Source organism: Streptomyces sp. Inha503 (assembly GCF_047215865.1).
GTDB lineage: Bacteria > Actinomycetota > Actinomycetes > Streptomycetales > Streptomycetaceae > Streptomyces > Streptomyces lycopersici.
Window position 1 is genome coordinate 2,657,896 of sequence record NZ_CP178360.1, and the last position, 22,989, is coordinate 2,680,884.

Here is a 22,989-nt window from a genome sequence, read left to right on the forward strand (position 1 = left end):
TAACGTCGATGCATGAATCTCGATACGGCGCTGCTGCGATCGTTCGTCGTACTCGCCGACGAACTGCACTTCGCCCGGGCCGCCGAACGCCTCCATCTGGAGCAGCCCGCGCTCAGCCAGCGCATCAAGCGGCTGGAACGACGGGTCGGCGCGAAGCTGTTCGTACGGGACACGCGCAACGTACGGCTGACTCCGGCCGGTGCCGGATTCCTGGCCGACGTGTCGGAACTGCTCGACCGCCTCGACGACGCGGTGGTCCGGGCCCGTGAGGTGGAGGCGGGCAGCCGCGGCACGGTACGCGTGGCCTATACGCTCAGCGTGGGATACGAAACGCTTCCCGTGCTCTTCGGCAGTGTGCAGGAACGGCTGCCGGACCTGTCCTTCGAGGCCATCGAGATGTGGGAGAAGGACGTCCTCGACGCGGTCCGCCGGCGGACGTGGGACATCGGGCTCGTGCGCTGCAACCCGGATGACCCGGGGATCGCCTCGGTGCTCATCCGCAATGAGCCACTCATCCTCGCCGTTCCCAGCGGGCATGGGCTGGCCGGCCGGACCAGTGTGCGGATGGCGGAGCTGTCGGGAGAGCGTTTCGTCATCACGCCCTCGAGCCTCGCGCCGGGGTATCAGGGATTGATCGAGAAGGTCTTCGCCACGGCGGGCTTCTCCCCGGACACCGTGGGCAACCCCGTGCCCGGCAGCCGTGTCATGGCGGTCCTGCGCCGGGAACGATCGGTCGCCCTGCTTCCCGCTTCGGCCAGACATGTGCATCCGGAAGGCGTTGAGGCGTTCGTCCCGATCACCGACGACTTCGCGAAGCTTCCGGTGCGGATGCTGCACAGGGAGAACCCGGGGCCTGCCGTCCGGCTGCTGGTCGAGACCGTGCAGCAGGCCGCTCGCGAACAGAAGTGGCTGTGAGCGAGCGGCCCTGCCGCCGGGAGCGCCGGGAGACGACCCCGAGTGGCCCCCAGGGCCTTCAGCCCCCAGAGGCCCCAGGACCCTCAGGGCGTCGGGCTGTCCAGCGCGCCGCGGGTCTCCCCCGACCTGGCGAGCAGCCCGAGGAAGAGCGCTCCCAGGAGCACACTCATCACGATCAGCGTCGGCACCATGTCGTCGGCGCCCACGCTCACCGCGGTCACCACCGTGGGCATCATGCCGCTCAGGCCGTAGCCGACGTTCCAGGCGAACGCCGTGGCGCTGGAGCGGAGCTCGGTGGGGAACAGCTCGTTCAGGAAGATGATCAGTGGTGCGCTGATCGCGCCCGACGCCATCACCATGACGGCGCTGCACGCCAACAGGAACGCCGGGGCCGGTCTGTCCACCCAAACCATCACGGCGTAGAGCCCCGGGATCAGGACCAGGCAGGCCACGCCCGCGCCGAGGAACACCTTCTTCCGTCCCACACGCTGGCTGAAGTGTCCGCAGAGGGCGGCAACCGCCGCCGAACCCACCACGTTGATGATGACGAAGGAGCTCGTCTCCCCCTGGGAGAGCCCGAAGACCTGCTTGTACACCGTGGGCAGGATGCCGGTGGTGAGGTAGTACGGGGCCGACGCGGTGAACACGATCGCCGCGCTCGTCAGCGTCAGCGTCCGCCACCTGCGCGAGAACAGGGCCCGTCCCGGACGCTCGACCTGGTCCGGTCCGGCACCGGCCGGAGCCGACGCCGCGAGCTGGGCCCGCCGCCGGAGCCACAGCGGGGACTCCTCGGTGCGGCGCAGCGCCAGATAGTTGAGCACCGAGCCCAGCAGCCCGGCCAGGAACAGCACACGCCATCCCCAGGCCGCGAAGCCGTCCGGCCCGGCCACCGCGGTGACCGCGAGGATCAGCAGGTTGATGGCCACCACCGCGAGGCTGGCCCCGCCACCTTTGATGAGCCCCGCCGTCAGACCGCGGAACCGCTCGGGCACGCTCTCCGTGGCCAGGGTGTGCGCCGAGGCGCTGACACCACCGACGAACACGCCCTGCACCACGCGCAGCAGCATCAGCGACACCGGCGCGGCCACCCCGAGCGTCGCGACGCCCGGCAACAGCCCCATGAGCGCCGTCGTCACCCCGGCCCCCAGCACGGCGATGGCCATGGCCCGGCGGCGCCCGGCCCGATCGGCCAGCGACCCGAACACCAACCCGCCCAGCGGGCGCACCACGAGGCTGACCGCGAAGGCGCCGTAGGTCGCGGTGAGACCGAGCATGGGGTTCGCCGAGGGGAAGAACGCCGTGGACACGTGCGACGCGACGTGCAGGATGAGCATCAGGTCGAACATGTCGACGGTCCACCCGAGCACGGCGGTCCCGATGACCTTGACGTCGGCGCGGCTCAGCCTCGGCAGCGTCTCCGGGTCCGGACCGATCGATACGGGGGTCTCATTGCCGGTCATCGAGGACACCGCCCGCCTCGCCCGTGCCGTCGTCGGCGTCCGGGCCGTCCGCGAACGCGAACAGTCTCCGGGGATTGGTGACCAGGATCTGCCGCCGGGTCCGCTCGTCGGGAGCATACCGGGCAAGGAGGTCCAGCAGCTCTCCGTCATTGGGCACCGGCCCCGGATGCAGGGGATGCGGCCAGTCCGTGGCCCAGAGCACCCGGGACGGCGCGTGCTGGATGTACTCGCGGGCGTAGGCGGTCGCGTCGTCCCACGGATACCCGGTGGCCGACCGGCGGTCGCCATTGGACAGCATCACCCACCAGTTGCCGCGCGCGAGCAGCTCCAGCACATGCCGGAAATGCGCGTCGGCCGTGCCGTACTGGTACCGCAGGGGCCCCATGTGGTCGATCACGACGTTTGCCTCGACGTCGTCCAGCAGCGGCGTCACCTCGCGCGGATCGATGCCGTTCATGTGCAACTTCAGATGCCAGCCGAGCGGGACGACGCGCTCCGCGGTGCGCCGCACCTCCTCCGGCGTCGGCAGGCTGTTCCTCAGCTTCGGGTGGAAGTTGAAACGGGCGCCCCGCACCCCGGCCTCGTGCATCTCGGCGAGCTCGTCATCACTCACCGAGTCGTTGACCACACCGCATCCGCGATAGCCGTCGCCGGCCACCTTCAGCGCCTCGACGAGCGCACCGTGATCGGTGCCGTACGCGGTCGACTGCACGATGACACCGCGCTCGATACCGAGCTCCTTGTGCATGTCCAGCATGGCTCCCACCGTGGCGTCCAGCACGACGTACGCCGCGTCCGGCCGGGTCGGGAACCGGAGCGGGTCGCCGAAGATATGCACCTGACTGTCGCAGGCACCGGCCGGCGAAGCGTGCTTCGGGGAGCGGGGGGCGGGATCGAAATGGGCGTAGCGAGGCATGACTCCTCCTGCTGAGGGACGGTACGGCTCGCGCACCAGGTGGATGCGGGTGGTATCGCGCGCGGGTGCGCGGAGCGAACGGCGGCTGTCACCGTCTGATCAGGAGTCGCTGCCTGCGAGCACCGCGACGACCTCGCACTGCACGAGGATGTGTGGCTTGGTGGTACCGACGGTGACCTGGCGCGCGGGCCGGGAGCCGTCGTCCGGGAACAGCTCACACCACTGCCGGTTCAGCTCCGACCGGCTTGCCGTGGGCGCGAGACGCACCGACACCTTGACGATGTCATCGAGGCTTCCGCCCGCGGTGGTGAGGATGTCGCGCACGCGGGAGAACATGTGTGTGCACTGCTCGGCGAAGTCGCCGGGAAACTGGTCCGGGTCGCTCCCTCGGCCACCACCGTGGATCGCCCCGGTGAAGAGCAGGCCATCGAGCCGGCACGCCGCGGGGACAGGGTTCTCGTGACTGAATTCCTTCAGATGGATGCTCTGTCGACGCGCCATATGGCTCCTCCGCTCAGACGAAAGTGAGGCAGGTCACCGACGCTAAGGAGAGCGGATCACCTCTTCAAATCACACCCGAAGGGGTTTGATGCATCCTGCGCATGGATCACGTCCGGTGCGGGCGCCTGTCGATCCCTCGTTACGGGCCCCACCGCTCGTGCGCGAGCGGTGGGGCAGCAGGAGAGCGTGGCGGTCGGTGCGATCAGTAGAGGTGGCGGATGAAGACGTCCGACTTGCCGTTGGTGTCGCCGGGCACGATGTCGTCGGCCGTGGACTGGAAGACCACGTCACGCCCACCGGCGCTGACCGCGTCGGTCCCGGCCGAGGCGGGCTGGTTCGAGACGATCTCGTCGGTACCCGTCTCCAGGTCGCGCAGCGCGAGCGACGGTCCGTTCGTGTCGTGTGGGGCGTACAGCAGATAGCGGCCGGTGGGATCGATGGCCACGCCCCGCGCGTTCGGCACCACTTGGTCGGCGCCCGAGCTCTCGTCCTGGACGTAGGTGTCGGAGTCCGAGAGGTAGACGATCTTGTTGCCGTCCTTGCTGATCTGGACGAGGGCCGCCGCCTTGGACGGGCCCTCGATCGGACCGGCTGAGGTGTCGTCGGTCCGGTCCCACACGAAGACGTCCTCCGCCTGGCCGTCCTGGTAGGCCACGAAGCGGCCGTCGCCACTGATGGACGGCCGGGCCGCGACGGTGTGGCCGAACTGGGCGACGGTCTGCGTGTGGTTGGCCCGCCAGTCCTGTACCTCGATGACCTGCCGGGACGGCGGTCGGTTGAAGGTGGCGACCTGGGCGATGTAGCGGCCGTCCGCGCTCAGCGACGGCTGACCGCAGCTGAGGCCCGAGCAGTTGATGCCGATCGTGCTTGCCGAGCTCACCTGGGACAGGAAGGTCTTCGTGTCCCTTTGCAACAACCCCCACAGGGCGACGTATTGCCCGTCACCGCTGATCACCGGGGGCTGCATCGGAGGGGTGAGCGTGCTCATCAGTGTGGTCTGGCTCGTCCGCTGGTCGCGGACGAACACCCGCTCCCCCGTCGCCGGGGTGGCGGGTGCGAGGTTCTTCGCCGACGACGCGAAGGCGATACGCCGGCCGTTGGCCGTGATCGTGGCGCCGGCGGAGTCGCCGTCGCCCTGGGTGCCGTCGGTCGCGACACTGATCCGCTCGACCCCGGCTCCACTGGCGCTCGTGATGCCCGGCACGGTCATGGGCTCAGCCGAAGCGGCTCCGGGCAGCGCCGTCATGACCGCGCAGACCACGACCGTGGCGCCTAAGGCGGTCCGCACACGTCTGGTAGCGCTCCGATTCGTGTTTCCCCTCATTTTCCCCCCTAAGACAGGACATGCTCCTTCTCCCCGGTTCCCCAACCGAGGGCCACAAGCATGCAACCGCGATGGCACTGGGGGGTCAATGCGTCGCATGACTATCGAGAGACGCGGTTCCGGTCAGCTGAGAGCGGTCGGCTTCGCAGCGCGCGGGGCCTCAGGCCCGATGAGACACCGAGCGGGAGGCCGAGCGGGGACGACGACTTGAAGGCGTCTTATCGAAAGCGTATTGTCGAAAGTGCGTTTTCGATACTTGGTGTGCAAGCAGTTGGACCGAGCTCGGACCGACGACCGGCGACGGGAATCACGGATGAGTAAGCAGGCACCGGCCTCCAACCGGCGCAAGCGGCTGACGGAGGAGCGCGAACGCGAGATCCTCGACGTCACCTTCGACCTGGTCGCCGAGGTCGGGTACGCGGAAGCGACCGTGGACGAGGTGGCCAGGCGGGCGAAGGCGAGCACGGCCACGCTTTACCGGCAGTGGGAGAACAAGCCCAGGCTCGTGATCACCGCGATGATGGCGCGCAAGTACGCGCCCCTGCCGCACATCGACGCCGGCAGCCTGCGCGATGACCTGGTGGCGCTGGCTCGCCTGATGCCGGCGCCGCACCCCAAGGGCGCCCCGACCCTGGGAATCTGGCAGGCGGTCATGTCCGACCCGGCCCTCGCCCAGGCACTGAGGGACGTCCTGTTCGCCCCTTACCTCGACGCGTTGCGCACCATCCTGGCCCGGCACGTCGAGCGCGGAACGATCCGTCCCGACAACCCCGCCCTGGCGCACGTCGAGATGTTCCTGATGGGCAGCGTCTTCGTGGAGAAGCTCTTCACCGGCACCGAGGCCGACGCCGACCAACTCATAGCGGTCATGGACGCCCTGCTGCTGCCGACGCTGACCAGTCGCGGCTGACCCCTTCCTCTTCTGGCCGACGTCCCTTGGACCCGGCCGGTACGCGCACGAAAAGACAAAGGAATTCGGCAATGAACAGCACTTCGACCGATACCGTCCTGGTCACCGGAGGCTCCGGGTTCCTGGGCGGGCGTGTGATCGCCCAGGCGCTCGGAGGGGGCTACCAGGTCCGCACCACGGTACGGTCCCTCAGCCGCGAGGCGCAGGTCCGCGAGGACGTGGGGGCCATGGGTGCGGATGCGGGTGAGCGGCTCACTTTCGTGAAGGCAGACCTCACCGCGGACGAGGGGTGGGCCGAGGCGGTGGCGGGCTGCCGCTACGTACTGCACACCGCCTCCCCCTTCCCGGGCGGCGAGCCCGACCACGAGGACGACCTGATCGTCCCGGCCCGGGAAGGCACGCTGCGCGTGCTGCGCGCCGCCCGCGACGCGGGCGTCGAACGCGTTGTGGCCACCTCCTCGTTCGCCGCCATCGGCTACGGCAGGCCTGCCACTGAACGGCCCTTCACCGAGGACGACTGGACCGACCCGGACAGCGACATCCCCGCCTACATCAGATCCAAGGTGCTGGCCGAGCGGGCCGCCTGGGACTTCGTCGAGCGCGAAGGCGACGCCCTCCAGCTCACCACCGTCGCCCCGGTCGGCATCTTCGGCCCCGTCGTCGGCACCGACCACTCCTCCTCGATCAACATGATCACCGGCCTGTTCAGCGGCGCCATGCCGGGCGTACCCCGCCTGTACTTCGCCGTCGTCGATGTCCGGGACGCCGCCGACCTGCATCTGAAGGCCATGACCGCTCCCCAGGCCGCGGGCGGACGCTTCATCGCCGCCGCCGGTGACGCCGTCTCCCTGCACCAGATCGCACTCGCCATCCGCGACCGGCTCGGCGACGCCGCCAGTGCCGTCCCGGCCGCCGAACTTCCGGACGAGACGGTACGCAAGGCCGCCGAGGCCAACCCGGCGCTGAGGGGCATGCTGCCCAACCTCGGCAAGATCCGCCACGTCAGCAACGACAAGGCCCGCACCGTGCTCGGCTGGAACCCCCGCAGCAGCGACGACGCCGTCACGGCCACCGCCGAAAGCCTCCTGGAACTCGGCCTCCTGCCCGCCGTAGACCGGTCAGCCGCTTGAGTCTCTCCCAGCGGGAGGGTGCAGGCTCGCGGTCATAGACAGCACTGCCGTCACAGGAGAAGACCATGCTGGACATCCAGGACTTTGCCGAGGAGTACTTCGCAGCGGCGGTCGACCCCGACGGGGAGCGCTACTTCTCGCTCTTCGCCGACGCCGTCGTCGTACACGACGACGGCCGCAGCCACCACGGGCTCACGGCGGTGCGCCGCTGGCGCGCCGAGGTCCCTTCCGTGCGCTACGACCTGCGTGAGATCACCGGTACGGCCACCGCGTGCAAGGCCGTCGCGGCGATCTCCGGCGACTTCCCCGGCAGCCCGGTCACCCTCCGGTTCGCCTTCACCCGCGACGTACAGGGGAAGATCACCCAGCTGGACATCGAGCCCTGACACCGAGATGGCACCGGTCCGGACGAGGACCACGAGGCTCACGGATCACGAGGACCGCGAGGCTCACGAGGAGCACAAGGATCACGAGAAGGACACCGTGACTGAGCGACTGACCATCGGAGAGTTCTCCCGCATCACACACCTGAGCATCCGCACCCTGCGCCGCTACCACGAGCAGGGGCTCCTCGTCCCCGCGGAGGTCGACCCGGCCACGGGCTACCGCTACTACGCGCCCGCACAGGCCCGGCCGGCGCTGACCATCAGGCGGCTGCGCGAGCTCGACCTCCCGCTACCGGACCTCCGGCGCTTCCTGGAGGCGGAGTCCGCCCACGAGGGCGCGCCGGGCCATGGCGCGGCACAACAGATCGTCGCCGCCCACCTGCGCCGGCTCGAAGACCGGCTCGGTCGCACCCAGCGAGCGGTCCAGGCGTTGCGAGAGCTCCTCGATCCGCAGGCCCAAAGGGCGGTGAGCCTTGAGGTTCTTCCACCTCAGCGCGTCCTCGCCGTCTCCCTGGACGTTCCACCCGGAGCCGAGCTGAGCTGGTACGACGCCGCGATGCGTGAGCTGGACGCGGCAGCCGGCCGACGTCCGGTGCTCCCGCCCGGCGGCCGCTACGAACACACGATCTTCACCGAGGGCCACGGCCGTGCCACCGTCTATCTCCCGGCCGAGCCGCCCCTGCCGCCAGGAGCGTCTGATGCGGTGCGGGAACTCCACCTGCCTCAGCGGACAGCCGCCGTCGCCACCCACAGCGGTCCGCACGACGACCTCGACCTCACCTACGCAGCCGTTGGCAGCTTTGCCGCCCGGAACGACCTGCGCTCCGCCGACCTCGTCGAGGAGGTCTATCTCGTCGGGCCGCGCGACACCGACCAGCCCGATCGCTGGCGCACCCTCGTGGCGTGGCTGCTCGCCTCCGACAGCGCTCAATCGTCGGCGTAAGCGCTCAATCGTCGGCGTAGAGACGGCGAGGCCAGGCGCAGGCGGGCTTGGTCAGCTGTCGTCCCCGGCCGCCCCCGTGACCGCGGAGGCGAAGTCCGGCCGCACGCCCAACTGCGCGAGCAGGGCACTGATGCCGAAGTAGCAGTTGAACTCCTTGATCTTGCCGTCTTCGACGTACCAGAAGTCGGCGGTCGGGACACTGAGCTTCGCGCCGGTCGGCTGGATGACGCCGACGAACAGGTCCTGGAACCGTCTCCGCCCTGGTCAGCGGACGATGGCGGGGTACCCGTGGAACGCTCCGGCCACCACGGGGATCAGCTGGCGCTCAATCTGCTCGGTGGGCATGGCGGCCAGCTCGGTGCCGATGGGTGACAGCGCGAGCCAGTTCAGCATGCCGGCGGCGCATCGCGTCCGGAAGATGAGTTCCCGCTCCTCGACCCCGGGGAGGTTCGCCGTCAGCACCCGGAGGGCATCCTGGCGGGCCTGGTCGAACTTGCCGGCCAGCCGGCCCCACCCCTGGGGCGGATCGATTCCGACACGCGCCACGGTCCGCATCACGGCCAGGTCTTGCCCACCGGCCCCCAGCGCACGCACCATCGGCCGGGCGAACGCCTCCGCCAGCTCCTGGAGTGTCGAAGTGGCACCAAGGGATTCGACGGCCAGGATCTGCGCGTCCAGGTACCGTTCCAAGGCCCGCTCGATCGCCGACTCGCACAGCCCTTTCAACGATCCGAAGTGGTAACTCACCGCGGCGACATTGGCGCCGGCGCGGTCTGTGACCTCGCGGAGCGTCAAGCCTTCCCGCCCTCTTTGCGCGAGCAGTTCCAGGGCGGCCGTCAGCAGGCCGTCCCGCGTGCGCTGACCGGCCTCTCTGCGCAAATCCGTCTTTTTGCCCCGTGTCACGGTAATGAACTCAAGCAGTTGCTTGAGTTTATTGTCAAGCAGCGGCTTCGGCGCATCGCACGGCCTCCGGGCAGCAACGTAGTCAGGTCCGTCCGGCCCGGCGGCCGCGTGTCCAACCCACGGCATGCCTCCCCTGAATGGCCCGGCGCCGGCCCTGGCCCGGGGTGAGCGCCGCTGTCCCGGCTCGCGGAGAACCCTTCGCCCCAAGGCGTGCCCATGAACGCCCGTACGGCCGACCCAAGGCGACCGGATACAGTGCGCGAGACGGCAGTCTGGTCAGGGAGGGGCAGCGTGACCGACACCAGCGACACCCGGCCCGCCGAGGGTGAAGCGCAAGCGCCACGGCAGAGCCGACCGCGCCGCCTGATGCGCTACATCCCCCTGATCGCCCCCGTCCTGCTGTGGGCCGTGCCCTGCTGGGTGCTCCTGCACAGCGGCCAGCACTGGCCACTGCCCGTCACGCTGGCCGGCACCGCCCTGTTCACCCTCGGTCTCATCGGTATGCCGCTCGCGATGATGCGCGGCCACGGCCGGCGCCAGCAGGACCGGGCGGCGATCATCGGCGACACCCTGCTGGGCACCATCTGGATTCTGTTCACCTGGTCCGTACTGCTCGGCGTCCTCTTGCGCCTCGCCCTGACCGTGTCCGGCGTCGGCGAGAGCCAGGACCGGGCCCGAATCGTCACCTGGGCCATCCTCGGCACAACCGCCGTACTGCTCGGCTGGGGCTACGCCGAGGCCCGCCGCGTACCACGCGTGCGCCAACTCGACGTGCGACTCCCACGGCTGGGAGCCGGGTTGGACGGCATCCGCGTCGCCCTCATCACCGACACCCACTACGGCCCACTCGATCGCACCCGCTGGTCGGCACGGGTATGCGAGACGGTGAACACGCTGGAAGCCGACCTGGTCTGCCACACCGGCGACATCGCCGACGGCACGGCCGAACGCCGCCGCGCCCAGGCCACCCCACTCGGTACCGTGCGGGCCACCCGGGCCCGGGTCTACGTCACCGGCAACCACGAGTACTACAGCGAGGCCCAGGGCTGGGTCGACCTGATGGACGAGCTGGGCTGGGAACCGCTGCGCAACCGCCATCTGCTGCTCGAACGCGGAGGCGACACCCTCGTGGTCGCCGGCGTGGACGACGTCACCGCCGAGTCCTCCGGCCTGGCAGGCCACCGCGCCCACCTCGCCGGAGCCCTGAACGGCGCCGACCCCGACCTACCCGTCCTGCTCCTGGCACACCAGCCCAAGTTCATCGACCGGGCAGCAGCCGCCGGCATCGACCTCCAACTCTCCGGCCACACCCACGGCGGCCAGATCTGGCCCTTCCACCACCTCGTCCGCATCGACCAGCCCGCCCTCGCCGGCCTCACCCACCACGGCCCCCGCACCCTCCTCTACACCAGCCGCGGCACCGGCTTCTGGGGCCCGCCGTTCCGCGTCTTCGCCCCCAGCGAGATCACCCTGCTCGTACTCCGCTCCCCGCACCTGCCCACCTCGCCGTAGACGGGGCGGGCGATGACCAGGCTCTTGGCGAGCCGAACATCGTCAAGTGGCAACTCCGTACACCCGCCGAAGGCTTCACGATTGCATGCGCCCGGCCCCGTAAAGGCACGGCAGTCTGCACTGTTTGGAAACTTGTCACCGCCGGCCAGGCGCGGCATTCGTATTCGCCGATCGGCTCACCGAGGAAGCGGGTCCCAGAGACCCGAGGCTGCGGTGGGCCCGTCCTGCGTTGTAGTGCTCGGCATACGTGGTGAGGACGGTGCGCAGGTGTCGTTCGCCGGTGATGAGGAGGCGGTCGGTGCATTGGGTACGGACGCGGCGGTGAACCTGCTGTCCCGTTTGGTGTTCCATGCGCCGGTCGGGCGGGCCGTGACGCGGTGGCCAGCGCGCTCCCGCACCCCCGCGGTGAGCCTGAAACATCGACACCAGGATCGACGACGTCACATACTGACCCTCGTCGAAATCTGACAACGGGGCCTTCTGCGTCCGGGCCTTCCAGGACGGCGGCTTCTGCCGCGATCACGATGAGGAATCGCAGTGAACGCACCTACGTCGCCAGCCGTTTGGACGACCGGGGAGACCGTCGACGGCCGGTACCGGGTGATCGGCGAGCTTGGCCGGGGCGGGATGGGCGTCGTGCACCGGGTGCGGCATCTCGCCTGGGGCATCGACATGGCGGTGAAGAGTTCGCGGCCCGAGCTGTTCCGGAGCCCCGGCGATCAGGAGCTGTTCGTCAGGGAGGCCGAGACGTGGGTGTCCCTCGGGCTCCATCCGAACGTCTGCGCCTGCCATTACGTGCGGGTGATCGACGGTGTCCCCCGCGTGTTCGCCGAGTACGTCGACGGCGGCAGCCTGGCCGAGTGGATCGGCGACGGGCGGCTCCACGCCGGGGATGCGCGGCAGGCCCTCGCGCGAGTTCTCGACACGGCAGTCCAAGCGGCCCGTGGGCTCGAGCACGCCCATCGCGGAGACCTGGTGCACCAGGACGTGAAGCCGGCCAACATTCTGCTCGACGGCACGGGCGCCGCGAAGATCACCGACTTCGGTCTCGCCCGGTCCAAGGCCACCACGGCCCCGGCCGACCTCCAAGTGGCGCCGGGTGTCAGCGTGTTGGTGCCGGCCGGCGGCATGACGGTCGGCTACGCGTCCCCGGAGCAGCTCGCGGGCGAGCCCGTCGGGCGGCGCAGCGATGTCTACAGCTTCGCGGTCTCGGTCCTGGAGATGTTCACCGGCGGTGTGCGTTGGGCGGCTGGTTCGGTCGCGGGTCTCGCGCTGGAGGAATACCTGGCCGACCCCTCGAATCCGGTCGCGGCGCCGCCGGAAGTCGCCCACCTGCTCCGGCGCTGCCTGCGGCAGCACCCGGCCCACCGGCCGGCCTCGATGGCGGACATCGCGGATGTACTGGCCGGGATCTACGAGCAGGCGACCGGCTCGGCGTATCCGCGCCCCACGTCGCAGGCCGCCGATCTGCGCGCCGACGAGCTCAACAACCGTGGCCTGTCGCTCCTCGACCTGGACCGGGCCGCCGACGCCGAGCACGCCTTCGACCAGGCGCTCGCGGTCGACCCGCACCACGTCGGGGCGGTGTACAACGGTGGCCTGTTCCGGTGGCGTACGGGGGCGATCACCGATGGGGAACTCGTCGCCCAATTGGAGGCGATCCCACGTGGGTCCGGCGCGTCCTCCTGGCAGGTGCGGCTGTTTCTGGCCCGGGTCCACCTCGAACGCGGCGACCTCGCGGCGGCACACGAGTTGCTCGACGCCCTCGCGCGCGAACGGCCCGACGACACCGACGTACGGGCGGCGCTGCGAGTGGCCGCCTCCGGAACCGTGGCCGATGCCCGCCACACCGGCACCCGCGAGTTTCGCGAGCCGTTCGCGCTGCCTTTCGCGCCGGTGAGACTGCTCGCCCGGCACAAGGTGATGGGCTACCTGCCGATCCGGTTCACTCCCGACGCACGCCTCGCGCTGAGCGGCCACTGGGACGGCGTGCTCCGGCTGTGGTCCACGGCGACCTGCGCACAGCGGTTGTCAGTCAGGGGCCACCGCACGCAGGTGCTCGGCATCGACCTCACCCCCCACGGCTCGTACGCACTGTCCACGAGCCGCGACGGCACGGTGCAGTTCTGGGACCTCAGGGCGGGCAAGCGCACCCGCGTCATCCGCTCCGCCGCACGCGCCACGGGGTGCCCGGTCAGGTTGAGTGCCGACGGACGCATCGGTGTGTGGCAGGGCGCGGACGGGCGCGTCCAGGTCTGGGAACCGCGGACCGGGACCTTCCTGTGGTCGCTCGGGGCAGCCTTCAGGGACAACTACCTGGACGGCTCGACGTACGAGGTGAGCGCCGACGGGCGCCATGTGCTCACCGCCGAGGAGGACGGGGCGCGGCTGTGGAGCGTGGCCGATGGCCGGTGCCAGGTGCTGCCCGCCGACTCGGAGACGCATGCGCTGTGCTTCAGTCCCGACGGGCGGATGGTCGCGGTGGCCGGCAAGGACCGGGTGATCCGGTTGTGGGATGTGGGGAACGGGCGGCGGGTCCGTGCGTTGCGTACGTTGACGGGGCTGACCGCCCCGGCCGGTCACCTGGCCTTCGGCGACGGCGGGCGACTGCTGCTGTCCGGAACGACCGGCGATCACACCGTTCAGCTCTGGGAGCTGAGCAGCGGCCGGTGTCTGCGGACCTTCACCGCCCACGCGTACGGAATGCACCACGTCGGATTCCCGGACGGCGACGACCGGTTCGGCGCTTCCGTCGGCGGGCATCCCGAACTGCCCATGCACCGCTGGCGGTTGCCCGATACCGTATACGCCGCCGAGCCGCACGTGATCAAGCCGCGCGAGTACGCGGAGGTCAACCGGCTCGGCGAACTGGCCGGGGAACTGCTCGCCGACGCACGCCAGGCGATGTCGAACGGCCGTCACCGGTCGGCCCTCGGCCTGCTGACCCGCGCACGGGAGATACCGGGATACGAGCGAGCGCCCCAGGTCCTGGCCGCCTGGCACGAACTGGGCCGCTCGACGCGCCGCGTACGGCTGCGCTCCGCCTGGTCGCGGCCACTGGACGCCGGCCACCTCTCCTACGGCGCCATCACGGCGATCGGTGTCGCCGCGGATGTCCGGCTCGCCGTCAGCGGGCAGAACGACGGCACCGTACGGATCTGGGATCTGGACAGCGGCGCGTGCACGCACATCCTCGACGATCACCAGGGCAGGGTGGGCGGGGTGGCATTGAGCGACGACGGCCAGTACGTCCTGTGCCAGGGCACCAAGCCGCTCGCGATCATTCGGCGGCGACTGGCGGACGGCGAGTGCCGGCGGCTGACTCCGGACTGGGACATGAGGCGGACCATCAGGTTCACCGGCGACGGAAGGTACGCCTGGCTCGGCGGCGGCGACGGTGTCCTGCGCCGATGGGACCTGGACGACGACCGCTGCGTCGCGACGATCAGCGGGAACGGACCGGTCAACGTGATCTCCATGTCCGCGGACGGACGGCTCGCGGCGGTCGGCGACACCAACGGTGTGGTCCGGCTGCGGGATCTCGACACCGGAGCCTGCCTGCGGACCTGGACCGGCCCCCGGGAACCGATCCTGTCGGCGTGCCTGAGCGCCGACGGCCGCCTGGCCATGTCCACACACCAGATCATGTCCTCGGGCGCCGGGGACGAACCGATCCGGCTGTGGGACGCCGGTGCCGAACGCTCCGTACGCGAGTTCGCGGGGCACGAGGGCTGGGTCTCCGCCGTGCGGTTCACACCCGACGCCCGGTTCGCCTTCTCGGTCGGCCGCGACATACGGATGTGGGAGGTCGCCACCGGCCGATGCCTGCACGTGCTCGAAGGGCACCAGCAATACATCCGGCACCTCGAACTCACCCCCGACCTGCGCAACCTGGTCTCGGCGGGAGACGACGGCATCCGGCTCTGGGACCTCGACTGGGAGCTGGCGGCCGACTGAGCGGAGCGGGATGCGTACTGTCCGACCCCGCGGACGGCACGCTCACGTCCACCGTCCCGTCCCCGAAGCCCTCCCCCTTCCCCCCACACACAAGGAGACGATCCTCTGTGACGCCCTCGGCCACCGTCACGCTCACCCTCGTCGAGGGCCGGGTCAAGCCCGGCGCGTACGTCTACGAGGAGCGCACCACCTGCGTCCTCGGCCGCTCCACCGACTGTTCGCCGCAACTGCCCGACGACTCCGACCACAAGACCGTCTCCCGCCACCACTGCCTGCTCGACATCAACCCGCCGGACATCCGCATCCGCGACTTCGGCAGCCTCAACGGCACGTACGTCAACGGCGAGAAGATCGGCCAGCGGCGCCGCGGCCTCACCCCCGAGGAGGCCGTCGCGGATTCCTACCCGGAGCACGACCTCGAGGACGGCGACCGGATCCGCCTCGGTGACACTGTGTTCCGCGTCGACATCAAGCGGCCGCAGGTCGCCACGGTGAGGCTCGCGCGCTGCGCCAAATGCGAGCGCGAGCTGGGCGACGAGGCGGGCGGCCGCCCCGGCGAGGTGTTGTGCGCCGCCTGTCAGGCCCGGCCCGACGCCGTGCTCAAGCTGCTGCTCGAACTGGCGCACGGCGGCCGGGCCGACCTCAAGGCCATCCGCGGCTACTCGGTGATCCGGGAGCTCGGCCGTGGCGGCATGGGCGCGGTATACCTGGCCCGGCACGAGGCCACCGGCGTCGAGGTGGCGCTGAAGGTGATGCTGCCGAAGGTGGCGGCGAGCGAGACGGCGCGCGCCCGGTTCCTGCGGGAGGTGGCGCTCACCCGGGCGATGAAGCATCCGCACGTCGTCGCGCCGCACGACGCGGGCTTCGGATACGGAACCTTCTATCTGACGACCGAGTTCTGCACCGGCGGCAGCCTGGACCGGCTCGTCGCCCGACGCGGCGGGCGGCTCCCGGTCGAGGAAGCGGTGCCCCTCGCGGTGCAGGCGCTCAAGGGCCTGGAACACGCGCACGAGCAGGGCGTCGTCCACCGCGACCTGAGCCCCTCCAACATCCTGCTGCACCGGGAGACCGACGGCTCGACGACGGCGAAGATCGCGGACTTCGGCATCGGAAAGGCCTTTGACCAGGCGGGGCTGAGCGGGCTGACACGCACCGGCACCACGGCGGGCAAACCGATGTTCATGCCGCGCCAACAGGTCATCGACTTCCGCAAGGCCACCCCCGCCGTGGACGTCTGGGCATTTGCCGCCTGCCTCTACCACACGCTGACCGGAAGGACCCCGCGCGAGTTCCCGCGCGCCATGGACCCCTGGCAGGTGGTCCTCCAGAAGCCGGCGATCCCGATCCGCCGCCGCGACCCGGCCATCCCGCGACGCCTCGCGGAGGTCATCGACACGGCGCTGCGGGAGCACCCCGAGATCGGCTGCGCGAGCGCGGCGGAGCTGCGCGGGGCCCTGGAGCGGGCGGTGCGGTGAGCCCCGACTGCGGCAGTTGCGCATGGCCGTAACGCGCTGCCCTCAGGCTGTGGAGCCGGCCTCGAGGTGCACCAATGTCCGCCGGTGCGGTGCCCGCGGCCCGGATTTTGGACTCGGCCCAGGGTGTGTTGTTTCCGGGCACGGTCACCGCGCCGCCCATCACCGAGATTCCGGCGATCAGGTTCGGCAGCTCCGGCTCGATCATGAGTGCCATCGCGATGTTGGTGAGCGGCCCGGTGACCATGATCTCCAGCTCGCCCGGGTGCTGCCGGGCCGGCGTGACGAGCTGCTCGGCGGCGGAGATGTCGGTGCGTACCCGCACATCCCGGTCGATGGGGATCTCGCCCAGCCCGTCGGAGCCGTGCACCTTGGCGCTGTACCGCACCGGCTGGGCCAGTGGGCGCCGGGCCCCGACGGTGACCGGCACATCCGTACGTCCGAGGGTCTTGAGCAGCCCCACGTCGGTTCCCAGCGCGGCGAAGAGTCCCTTGACGCCACGGCCGGGTCCGAGGGTGCGGAACACATGCGGCGCGGAGTCGAGCCGGCGGTCCCTAATAGGCGCTCAAGGGTGGAAGCACTTCCGGCCCGCACCGTCCGCCGGTATGAAGCACAGCCGCACATCGGTCCTGGCCGGGGCGCCGACCATCGGCGTGAAGCGGTAGGCGCCCGTGTCCGCCGTGTTTCTGACGACGATTCGATGGGGCCGGGTGCCGGGGGCCGAGACCTCGATCGCGTCCCCGACCTTCGAATGCCAGATCCGGCCCCACGCGGCGGCACATACGCCGCTATACCGAATCTCCACACCCGCGCCGGTCCCGGTGCGGTGCTGCGGCCCGAGCGAGTCCACCCGGCCGGGCAGTCCGCAGAACATGCGGTCGGGATCCTTCCCGTCACATGACTTCCCCTGGCATCCGGGGGCGGGATCCAGCGCCGCGGACGTCAGGCTCGTAGGCTGTCCAGTGCCGGGGCCCCGCACGGACAGCGCCGTTATCACCGCGATGGCGGCCACCGCGACCATCCCCGCACCGACGGTGAACAGCAGCCGGCGCCGGGGCCACCCGGGGGCGCCCACGGCGACCCCGGGATCTGCGGGGGTCGGGGCGGGCAGGGGCGGGACAGCGGGGCGGGTGTGCCGGGCGCGTCCGCTCCACTCGGCGTCCGCCAGTTCCCACAGCGCCAGCAGCCGCCCGGCGGGCTCCCCCGCCATCGCGCACAGTGCCTCGACGGCCTGCCTGGGTGCTGGTTTCTTCCCGTTGAGATAGCGCTCCCACGACGACTTGCTGTACGGCGTGCGCTCGGCCAGTGCCGCCAGGCTCAGGCCCGTACGGGCCCTCACTTCGCGGAGCCCCTCGGCCAGCGCCACGCACTCCGGTGCGAGGCCGGTCATCCGCGCAGCACCCGCCAGGTGTGCGGGCCCACGATGCCGTCCGCCGGCAGCCCAGCCTGCTTCTGGAGGCGTGCCACGGCCGCGATGGTCTGCTGGCCGTAGATCCCGTCGGCGGTGCCCGGATCCATCTTGTGATAGCGCAGCAGGCACTGGGCCTCCACCACGTCCCAGCCCGGTCCGGCCAGGACGGCGGTGCGCGTCGTGCTGTATCCCGCCCCCAGTCCCCCGCCCGCCGAGCCGGTCCTGCGGACCTTGCAGGGGTAGGACTTGCCCAGCTTGAAGATGTACTGCCCTGGTCCCTCGGTGGCGGTGGTGGTACTGCTGCTCGGCTGTGCGCTGGTCGTGGCGACCGTCGTCTTCGTCTCGTCGCCCCCTCCGTCGTCATCGCCCCAGGGCGCGGCGATCAGCATTCCGGCCCCCACCCCCACGAGCGCGGCGGCCACGACGGTGACGAGGGCGATGGGCCTGCGCTCCCCCGGGGACGGGGCGGCCGCCGACGCGGGCCGCTCCCCCGAGGCCCCAGGCCCCTCGGCCGCACCGGAGTCCTCGGCCGCGTCGGAAGGCTCGGCGGCCGCCTTGTCCCGGGCTCCCCGCCCGCCACCGTCCTTGGCACCGGCTCGTTGCCGCCAGGCTTCCTCGGCCACCTCGTACAGCACCAGCAGCCGGGTCGGCTCCGCCCCGGTGACCCGTGCCAGCTCCTCGACCGCCTGCCGTGGCGGCAGCGCCTTCCCGTTGAGGTAGCGCTCCCACGATGAGCGGCTGTATCCAGTCTTGGCCTCAAGTGAGGCCAGACTCAGCCCGCTGCGGTCCTTCAGTCTCCGTAACTGCACCACGAGTTGCCGGGCCCTCTGGTCCAGCGAATCCGGCAGTTCTTTCCAACGCGCCATGCTCCACCCCATACGCGTCAGGGGTCCCCCGAGGCTTTGGCCTCCTTATGCTCTCTGGTACACCTCGCGCAGGCTCCCGGTTCCGGCTGAGGCGCCACGCCCGTGTCTTTCGGCCATGCCCCACGGGGGCGGGCGTCCCTGCGATGCCGCAGCCCGCCTGACATCCCGGCAGGTCAACGCGTGGGACGTCCCACGGTGTCCCAGCCAGGCTCACTTCACTGGCCCCGATCCGAAATGGCCAGCAATCTCTGTGGTGCAAACCGGGCGGCGCGGTCCACCCCGCGCCGCCCTCAGCGCCTACGGGGAAGGAACACCATGCGTAACAGGAAGGTCAACGCGCGAGTCGCTCTGCTCGCGGCAACAGCCGCCTTGGGCGTGGGCTCGCTGCTCATGCCCACGGCCAGCGCCAGCTCGGCCGCCGACGCTGCTCCCGCGAGCGATATGGGTGCTGAACGGGCAAAGGCCGGTTGGTGCACCCTCACTGCCGGGTGGGGAGGCAAGTTCTATTGCGGCAGTTCGTACATGCACAAGTTGCCGAACGGCCGCTCGCAGGCGTTCGTCATCGGGACCAACAGGCAGGCGTACACCAAGTGGCAGACGGCGAGTGGGCTCAGCGGCTGGAAATCCATGGGCGGCCAGTGCATCGAGCCGGGGAACGACTCGATCGATTTGTACTGGAAGAACCCCCGAGATGGATGGAATTTCACCATCCAGTGCAAGGGAACCGATCACCACAGGTGGCTGAACACCCGCCATTCGAATGGCTCTTGGAGTGGCTGGTACAGCGTGCGGTAATCCGCTGACACCTCGGTCACCCATACGTGTCCCGGCCGGCTCACCGGCCGGGACACGCCCAGACGGACCAACAGCAGGGCACGGGGCGAGCGCTGCGGCAGCGGGTCCGCGCGGGTGGACGCGTATGAGCCCAGGAAGCCGCAAGCCGCGCCGTTCCGACCGCTGGGGAATCCGCATTGCGCGGACAGGCCAACGAGGCGCTGACCGCAGCGAGCGGCGGAGTGTTGTCAGTGGCGGGTGGCAGCCTTGGGCGCATGACGGACACCACGACATTCGACTGGCGGTCCTTCCTGCTCAGGTGGGGCGGGGAGTGGGCGGATTCCCTGCCGGACGGCGAGGCGCGGAGCGCGGACGACGAGGCCGCCCGGCAGTCGCGGTGGCTGGGGTTCGAGCCCGCGTCCGAGGAGCGGATCGCGGCCATGGAAGGGCGCCTTGGCCGGCGGATGCCCCCGTCGTACCGGGAGTTCCTCAAGGTCAGCGACGGGTGGCGGCATGCGGGCGGGTTCGTGTGGCTGCTGGCGGGGACCGAGGACGCGCGCTGGCACAACAACGAGTCGGGCCTGGCGGACATGTTCGAGGAGTACCTGGACGAGGACGCCGGGGCCGAGGAGCGCGGGGAGTCGGACGTCTGGCGGCGCGGGTTGCAGCTCGACGTGGAGTCCGACATCACCTACGTCCTCATGGATCCCGAGGACGTGGACGAGGACGGTGAGTGGGCCGTGTACACGTGGTCGAGCTGGCGGGCCGCGCCACCCGAGCGGCACACGAGCTTCCTCGCGTTCATGCGCGATATGTACCGGGAGTTCCACAGCCTGCGGGCACAACCGAGCGACGGGGAGCCGGTGTTCGCCAACGACACGACGCGCGAGCTGGACGCCCAGGTGGAGGAGGCCCGGCTGGAGGCGCTGCGCGGCGGATGGGAACGGGCCGGGAAGGCGCTGGAGGAGGCCAAGGAGTACGGCAGGCCGAGGGCCGTCGGGCTGGGTGACCAGATACGCCGCCTGCTCGGACAGACCTCCACTGTGTACTTCGACGGACTGGTGACGGACCGGCGGTACGCTCCCGAGCTGCTGCCACCGCTGGTCGCCGAGCACGCGGCCCACTCCTACCGGGACGACTCCACGCTGACGTTCCATCTGCGGGGTGCCGACGACGACCTGGTGTCACTGGCCTACACGACGCTGGATCAGGTGCGGAACGGCACGTACCGGTACAGGGCGGCCGGACCGTTCGGGGAGGCGGTCGAGCGGGCGCGGGAGCTGGCGCGGTGGGGAGACACCGACAGGGCATGGCGGACACTGATGAACGCTCTGCCCCTGTGGGAGCCGCTGGGACCGGACCACCTGGCACCCCTGGGGTGGGTGGCGGACCCCGTGCTCGGGCCGCTGCTGACTCCGGAGCGTGGCCGCGAGCTGCTGTCCACCCCACGGGGCGGGCAGACGGGCGAGACACCGGCTCCGGCGGCCGGGCTCGACACGGGCGGCCTGGCGTGGCTCGCGGAGCCGGACCCGGGCAACAACCGCACCTCCTACCGGTTCGTCCTGGTGGACGGCGTGGAGCCGGAGGAGCTGCCCGGCCGTCTCGCGGACGCGGAGGGGGACGGCACCGTGCTGATCGAACCCATGACTTTCTGGGAGGCGCGCCACAGGTCGCTGAGCGACCAGAGGGAGTTCTCGTCCTACGACGACAGGGCTCTCATGGCGGTCGGCCGGGCCGGCACCGGCTGGAGCTTCGCCTTCGACGGCGACCCCGCCCCGTTCGACCGGCGGCGGTTCGTCTCCCCGGCCGCGGCGGCCAGCGCGGGCACCCGCGCGGTGGTGGTGTGGAGCGGCCTGAGGTCATGGCACGGGGAGCCGTTCTTCCACCTTTCGGTGGCGCGGGACGGCGTCGAGGAGTACGCGTTCACGTACGCCGACGGAGAGGTCCGGTCAAGCGGGGAGATACCGCAAGCGCTGGACCCGCGCGGGTTCTTCAGCGATCTGGAGGACAGCGCCGAGGCGGAACGGCCGCTGCTGGAAGCGCTGACCCGGGAGTTCGGTGCCCATCTGCCGCGTCACGCCATCATGAACGGCCGACTGCACACGTTCGCCACCCGCTCCTGGACGCGGCCGCCGAGAGGCGGCGAGACCTACGCGGTGATCCGCATGCACTGGGAAGCCGCACGCCCGGCGGATGGCGAGCGGACGGGAGACGACTGGCCGGGAAACAGCTAGAGACCGGCCGGACCACGCCCAAGGCGGAGCGCGCCGCTCGGTCACCTGCCTTTGCGCACTTGGCGGGTGATCTGTTGGCCTTCGGCGAGGGTGAGGGGCCCGGTGCTGTCGGCAGGTGCGGTGCCGAGCGCGACGGCGAGGGCGCGGCCATGGAGGTCAACCACCGATTCGCTCAGGTCGGTGAGCTCGGCAAGTGCGGTCCGGGCTCGCATCCATGCGCTGAGGCCCGTGACCAATGCGATCAGCAGGGCCGGCCACCACAGCATGCCGAGTACGAGGTAGGGCAGCGCCCACGCCCCGGTGACGATGGTGGCGGCGAACTGACCGTTGATCGTGGTGAGTTCGGCCCGTGCGTGGTCCGGCAACACCAGCCAGAGGCGTGGCCAGCCGAATCGGAGGTCGAGTCCGTACCTGTCGAGGCTGATCTGCTCGACGGCGGCGACGCGATCACCCATCCACGTGGGTCGGGCGGGCATCGCCAGGGACAGCCGGTTGATCCGGTGCGCGACCGTGTCGATGTCGTGCTGCTGCTCGGGAGTTCGGTCGGGCAGCGGGTACTGCTGCTGGAGCTCCCGCCGGCGCTCGACCAGCCTGGTCCATCGACGCCTGCGTGCCCGGGTCCGCCGCCGCGCCGCCCACCCCAACCCGGTCGGCCACTGGCCGAGCCACCACGCACGCAGCGGCGCCGTGAGTGCCTGCACGATCAGTCCGACGCCCGCGGCGGCGAGCAGCAATGCGACGATGGTGAGGATCTGAGCCGGACCGGACGCGTTGCCCAGGGATATGCCGAGCACGGATGCCTTCGAGTCGAGCAGACGCAGGTCGAGGGCGTACGTCCAGCGGAGTTGCAGACCTACCCAGGCACAGGAGACGAACAAGAGACCGGGCACAGCGAGCAGGCCGACCCAGCGTTCGGCCAGCTTCCGGGCCAGTTCACCGAAGAAGTTGCCCATGTCGTCAACGGGAGGTCATGGGAAGACCGGTGAGCTCGCATCGCGGTATCGGGCCTGCTGGGACGCCGTGGACCACCCGGCCGCAGGCGCCGTCAGGACAGGCGAACGTCTCCTCGTCGGCCCGGCCGGAGCCCGCTCCTGGCAGGTTGCCGCTCAATCCCCGAACCGTGTCGGCTCCGCTGGTGCCGAGCAGTTGATCCAGCAGGGCCAGGATCGGGCGGCGCTCGCGAGCCTCGGCCTCGATCCGGGACAGGAGGAGCCGCTTCTCCTCGGTCTGGGCCGCGCATTCCCGTCGGAGTTGGCGCAACTCGTCGCACAACGTGGCCAGTGCGAGCCGTTCATCGGTATCAGTGAGACCGTGCTCCATGATCTGAGGAGCGTAGCGGCGAGCTACTAGCTGAGTGTAGGTGCGAGGTGGCATG

Annotated in this window: 22 protein-coding genes; 11 read left to right on the forward strand and 11 right to left on the reverse strand. The window is 70.4% G+C overall.

Going from position 1 to position 22,989, the window contains the following annotated elements; all coding sequences use genetic code 11:
* Nucleotides 1-12: 12 nt before the first annotated feature.
* Nucleotides 13-915, forward strand: a complete 903-nt coding sequence (locus ACJX2R_RS10650) for a LysR family transcriptional regulator (protein WP_413099873.1) — start codon at nt 13-15, stop codon at nt 913-915.
* 83 nt (nt 916-998) lie between these two features.
* On the opposite strand, the gene ACJX2R_RS10655 is transcribed toward ACJX2R_RS10650, so the two are convergent.
* The 4 genes from ACJX2R_RS10655 to ACJX2R_RS10670 form a co-directional block, all read right to left on the reverse strand.
* Nucleotides 999-2,375 (reverse strand): MFS transporter, encoded by a 1,377-nt coding sequence (locus ACJX2R_RS10655; protein WP_413099874.1) that lies wholly within the window; start codon nt 2,373-2,375, stop codon nt 999-1,001.
* Nucleotides 2,362-3,291, reverse strand: coding sequence for an amidohydrolase family protein (locus ACJX2R_RS10660; RefSeq protein WP_413099875.1), 930 nt, complete (start codon nt 3,289-3,291; stop codon nt 2,362-2,364). The genes ACJX2R_RS10655 and ACJX2R_RS10660 overlap by 14 nt, the downstream gene beginning before the upstream one ends.
* Nucleotides 3,292-3,390: 99 nt before the next feature.
* Nucleotides 3,391-3,792, reverse strand: a complete 402-nt coding sequence (locus ACJX2R_RS10665) for a Rid family hydrolase (RefSeq protein WP_413099876.1) — start codon at nt 3,790-3,792, stop codon at nt 3,391-3,393.
* Nucleotides 3,793-3,994: 202 nt separating this feature from the next.
* A complete protein-coding gene (locus ACJX2R_RS10670; protein ID WP_413099877.1) occupies nt 3,995-5,080 on the reverse strand; it encodes a hypothetical protein in 1,086 nt (361 codons plus the stop codon).
* A 349-nt stretch (nt 5,081-5,429) separates the two neighbouring features.
* On the opposite strand from ACJX2R_RS10670, the gene ACJX2R_RS10675 reads away from it, so the two are divergent.
* From ACJX2R_RS10675 to ACJX2R_RS10690, 4 genes are all read left to right on the forward strand, one after another.
* A complete protein-coding gene (locus ACJX2R_RS10675) occupies nt 5,430-6,026 on the forward strand; it encodes a TetR/AcrR family transcriptional regulator (protein ID WP_413099878.1) in 597 nt (198 codons plus the stop codon).
* Nucleotides 6,027-6,097: 71 nt separating this feature from the next.
* Nucleotides 6,098-7,156: an SDR family oxidoreductase gene (locus tag ACJX2R_RS10680; protein WP_413099879.1), complete on the forward strand. Its 1,059-nt coding sequence runs from the start codon at nt 6,098-6,100 to the stop codon at nt 7,154-7,156.
* 65 nt (nt 7,157-7,221) lie between these two features.
* Complete coding sequence (locus ACJX2R_RS10685; protein WP_413099880.1) at nt 7,222-7,542, forward strand: nuclear transport factor 2 family protein; 321 nt, start codon at nt 7,222-7,224, stop codon at nt 7,540-7,542.
* Nucleotides 7,543-7,639: 97 nt separating this feature from the next.
* The gene (locus tag ACJX2R_RS10690; RefSeq protein WP_413099881.1) at nt 7,640-8,485 is read left to right on the forward strand and encodes a MerR family transcriptional regulator; all 846 of its coding nucleotides are present in this window, start codon (nt 7,640-7,642) and stop codon (nt 8,483-8,485) included.
* A 264-nt stretch (nt 8,486-8,749) separates the two neighbouring features.
* Here the strand turns inward: ACJX2R_RS10690 and ACJX2R_RS10695 are convergent, their stop codons facing one another.
* Nucleotides 8,750-9,514, reverse strand: coding sequence for a TetR family transcriptional regulator (locus ACJX2R_RS10695; protein ID WP_413099882.1), 765 nt, complete (start codon nt 9,512-9,514; stop codon nt 8,750-8,752).
* 165 nt (nt 9,515-9,679) lie between these two features.
* On the opposite strand from ACJX2R_RS10695, the gene ACJX2R_RS10700 reads away from it, so the two are divergent.
* Nucleotides 9,680-10,900 (forward strand): metallophosphoesterase, encoded by a 1,221-nt coding sequence (locus tag ACJX2R_RS10700; RefSeq protein ID WP_413099883.1) that lies wholly within the window; start codon nt 9,680-9,682, stop codon nt 10,898-10,900.
* 135 nt (nt 10,901-11,035) lie between these two features.
* Here the strand turns inward: ACJX2R_RS10700 and ACJX2R_RS10705 are convergent, their stop codons facing one another.
* A complete protein-coding gene (locus ACJX2R_RS10705) occupies nt 11,036-11,251 on the reverse strand; it encodes an integrase core domain-containing protein (protein ID WP_413105819.1) in 216 nt (71 codons plus the stop codon).
* Here ACJX2R_RS10705 and ACJX2R_RS10710 point away from each other — a divergent pair.
* From ACJX2R_RS10710 to ACJX2R_RS10720, 3 genes are all read left to right on the forward strand, one after another.
* Nucleotides 11,168-11,368, forward strand: a complete 201-nt coding sequence (locus tag ACJX2R_RS10710; protein ID WP_413106182.1) for a hypothetical protein — start codon at nt 11,168-11,170, stop codon at nt 11,366-11,368. The genes ACJX2R_RS10705 and ACJX2R_RS10710 overlap by 84 nt on opposite strands.
* Nucleotides 11,369-11,437: 69 nt before the next feature.
* The gene (locus tag ACJX2R_RS10715) at nt 11,438-14,857 is read left to right on the forward strand and encodes a protein kinase domain-containing protein (protein ID WP_413099884.1); all 3,420 of its coding nucleotides are present in this window, start codon (nt 11,438-11,440) and stop codon (nt 14,855-14,857) included.
* A 107-nt stretch (nt 14,858-14,964) separates the two neighbouring features.
* The gene (locus ACJX2R_RS10720) at nt 14,965-16,332 is read left to right on the forward strand and encodes a protein kinase domain-containing protein (protein ID WP_413099885.1); all 1,368 of its coding nucleotides are present in this window, start codon (nt 14,965-14,967) and stop codon (nt 16,330-16,332) included.
* Here the strand turns inward: ACJX2R_RS10720 and ACJX2R_RS10725 are convergent.
* From ACJX2R_RS10725 to ACJX2R_RS10735, 3 genes are read right to left on the reverse strand one after another with little or no spacing between them, the layout of a single operon-like run.
* The gene (locus ACJX2R_RS10725) at nt 16,244-16,855 is read right to left on the reverse strand and encodes a nucleoside hydrolase (protein WP_413099886.1); all 612 of its coding nucleotides are present in this window, start codon (nt 16,853-16,855) and stop codon (nt 16,244-16,246) included. The two genes, ACJX2R_RS10720 and ACJX2R_RS10725, sit on opposite strands and share 89 nt — an antisense overlap.
* Nucleotides 16,856-16,894: 39 nt before the next feature.
* The gene (locus ACJX2R_RS10730; protein ID WP_413099887.1) at nt 16,895-17,719 is read right to left on the reverse strand and encodes a helix-turn-helix domain-containing protein; all 825 of its coding nucleotides are present in this window, start codon (nt 17,717-17,719) and stop codon (nt 16,895-16,897) included.
* A complete protein-coding gene (locus ACJX2R_RS10735) occupies nt 17,716-18,606 on the reverse strand; it encodes a helix-turn-helix domain-containing protein (protein ID WP_413099888.1) in 891 nt (296 codons plus the stop codon). Before ACJX2R_RS10735 ends, ACJX2R_RS10730 begins: the two co-directional genes overlap by 4 nt.
* A gap of 315 nt (nt 18,607-18,921) precedes the next feature.
* Between ACJX2R_RS10735 and ACJX2R_RS10740 the strand changes: the two genes are divergently transcribed.
* Nucleotides 18,922-19,401: a hypothetical protein gene (locus tag ACJX2R_RS10740; RefSeq protein ID WP_413099889.1), complete on the forward strand. Its 480-nt coding sequence runs from the start codon at nt 18,922-18,924 to the stop codon at nt 19,399-19,401.
* A gap of 254 nt (nt 19,402-19,655) precedes the next feature.
* Complete coding sequence (locus tag ACJX2R_RS10745) at nt 19,656-21,614, forward strand: SMI1/KNR4 family protein (RefSeq protein ID WP_413099890.1); 1,959 nt, start codon at nt 19,656-19,658, stop codon at nt 21,612-21,614.
* A 41-nt stretch (nt 21,615-21,655) separates the two neighbouring features.
* On the opposite strand, the gene ACJX2R_RS10750 is transcribed toward ACJX2R_RS10745, so the two are convergent.
* Both ACJX2R_RS10750 and ACJX2R_RS10755 read right to left on the reverse strand, forming a co-directional pair.
* Nucleotides 21,656-22,567, reverse strand: a complete 912-nt coding sequence (locus ACJX2R_RS10750; protein WP_413099891.1) for a hypothetical protein — start codon at nt 22,565-22,567, stop codon at nt 21,656-21,658.
* Between the two features lie 4 nt (nt 22,568-22,571).
* Nucleotides 22,572-22,934 (reverse strand): hypothetical protein, encoded by a 363-nt coding sequence (locus tag ACJX2R_RS10755; protein ID WP_413099892.1) that lies wholly within the window; start codon nt 22,932-22,934, stop codon nt 22,572-22,574.
* Nucleotides 22,935-22,989: the final 55 nt, after the last annotated feature.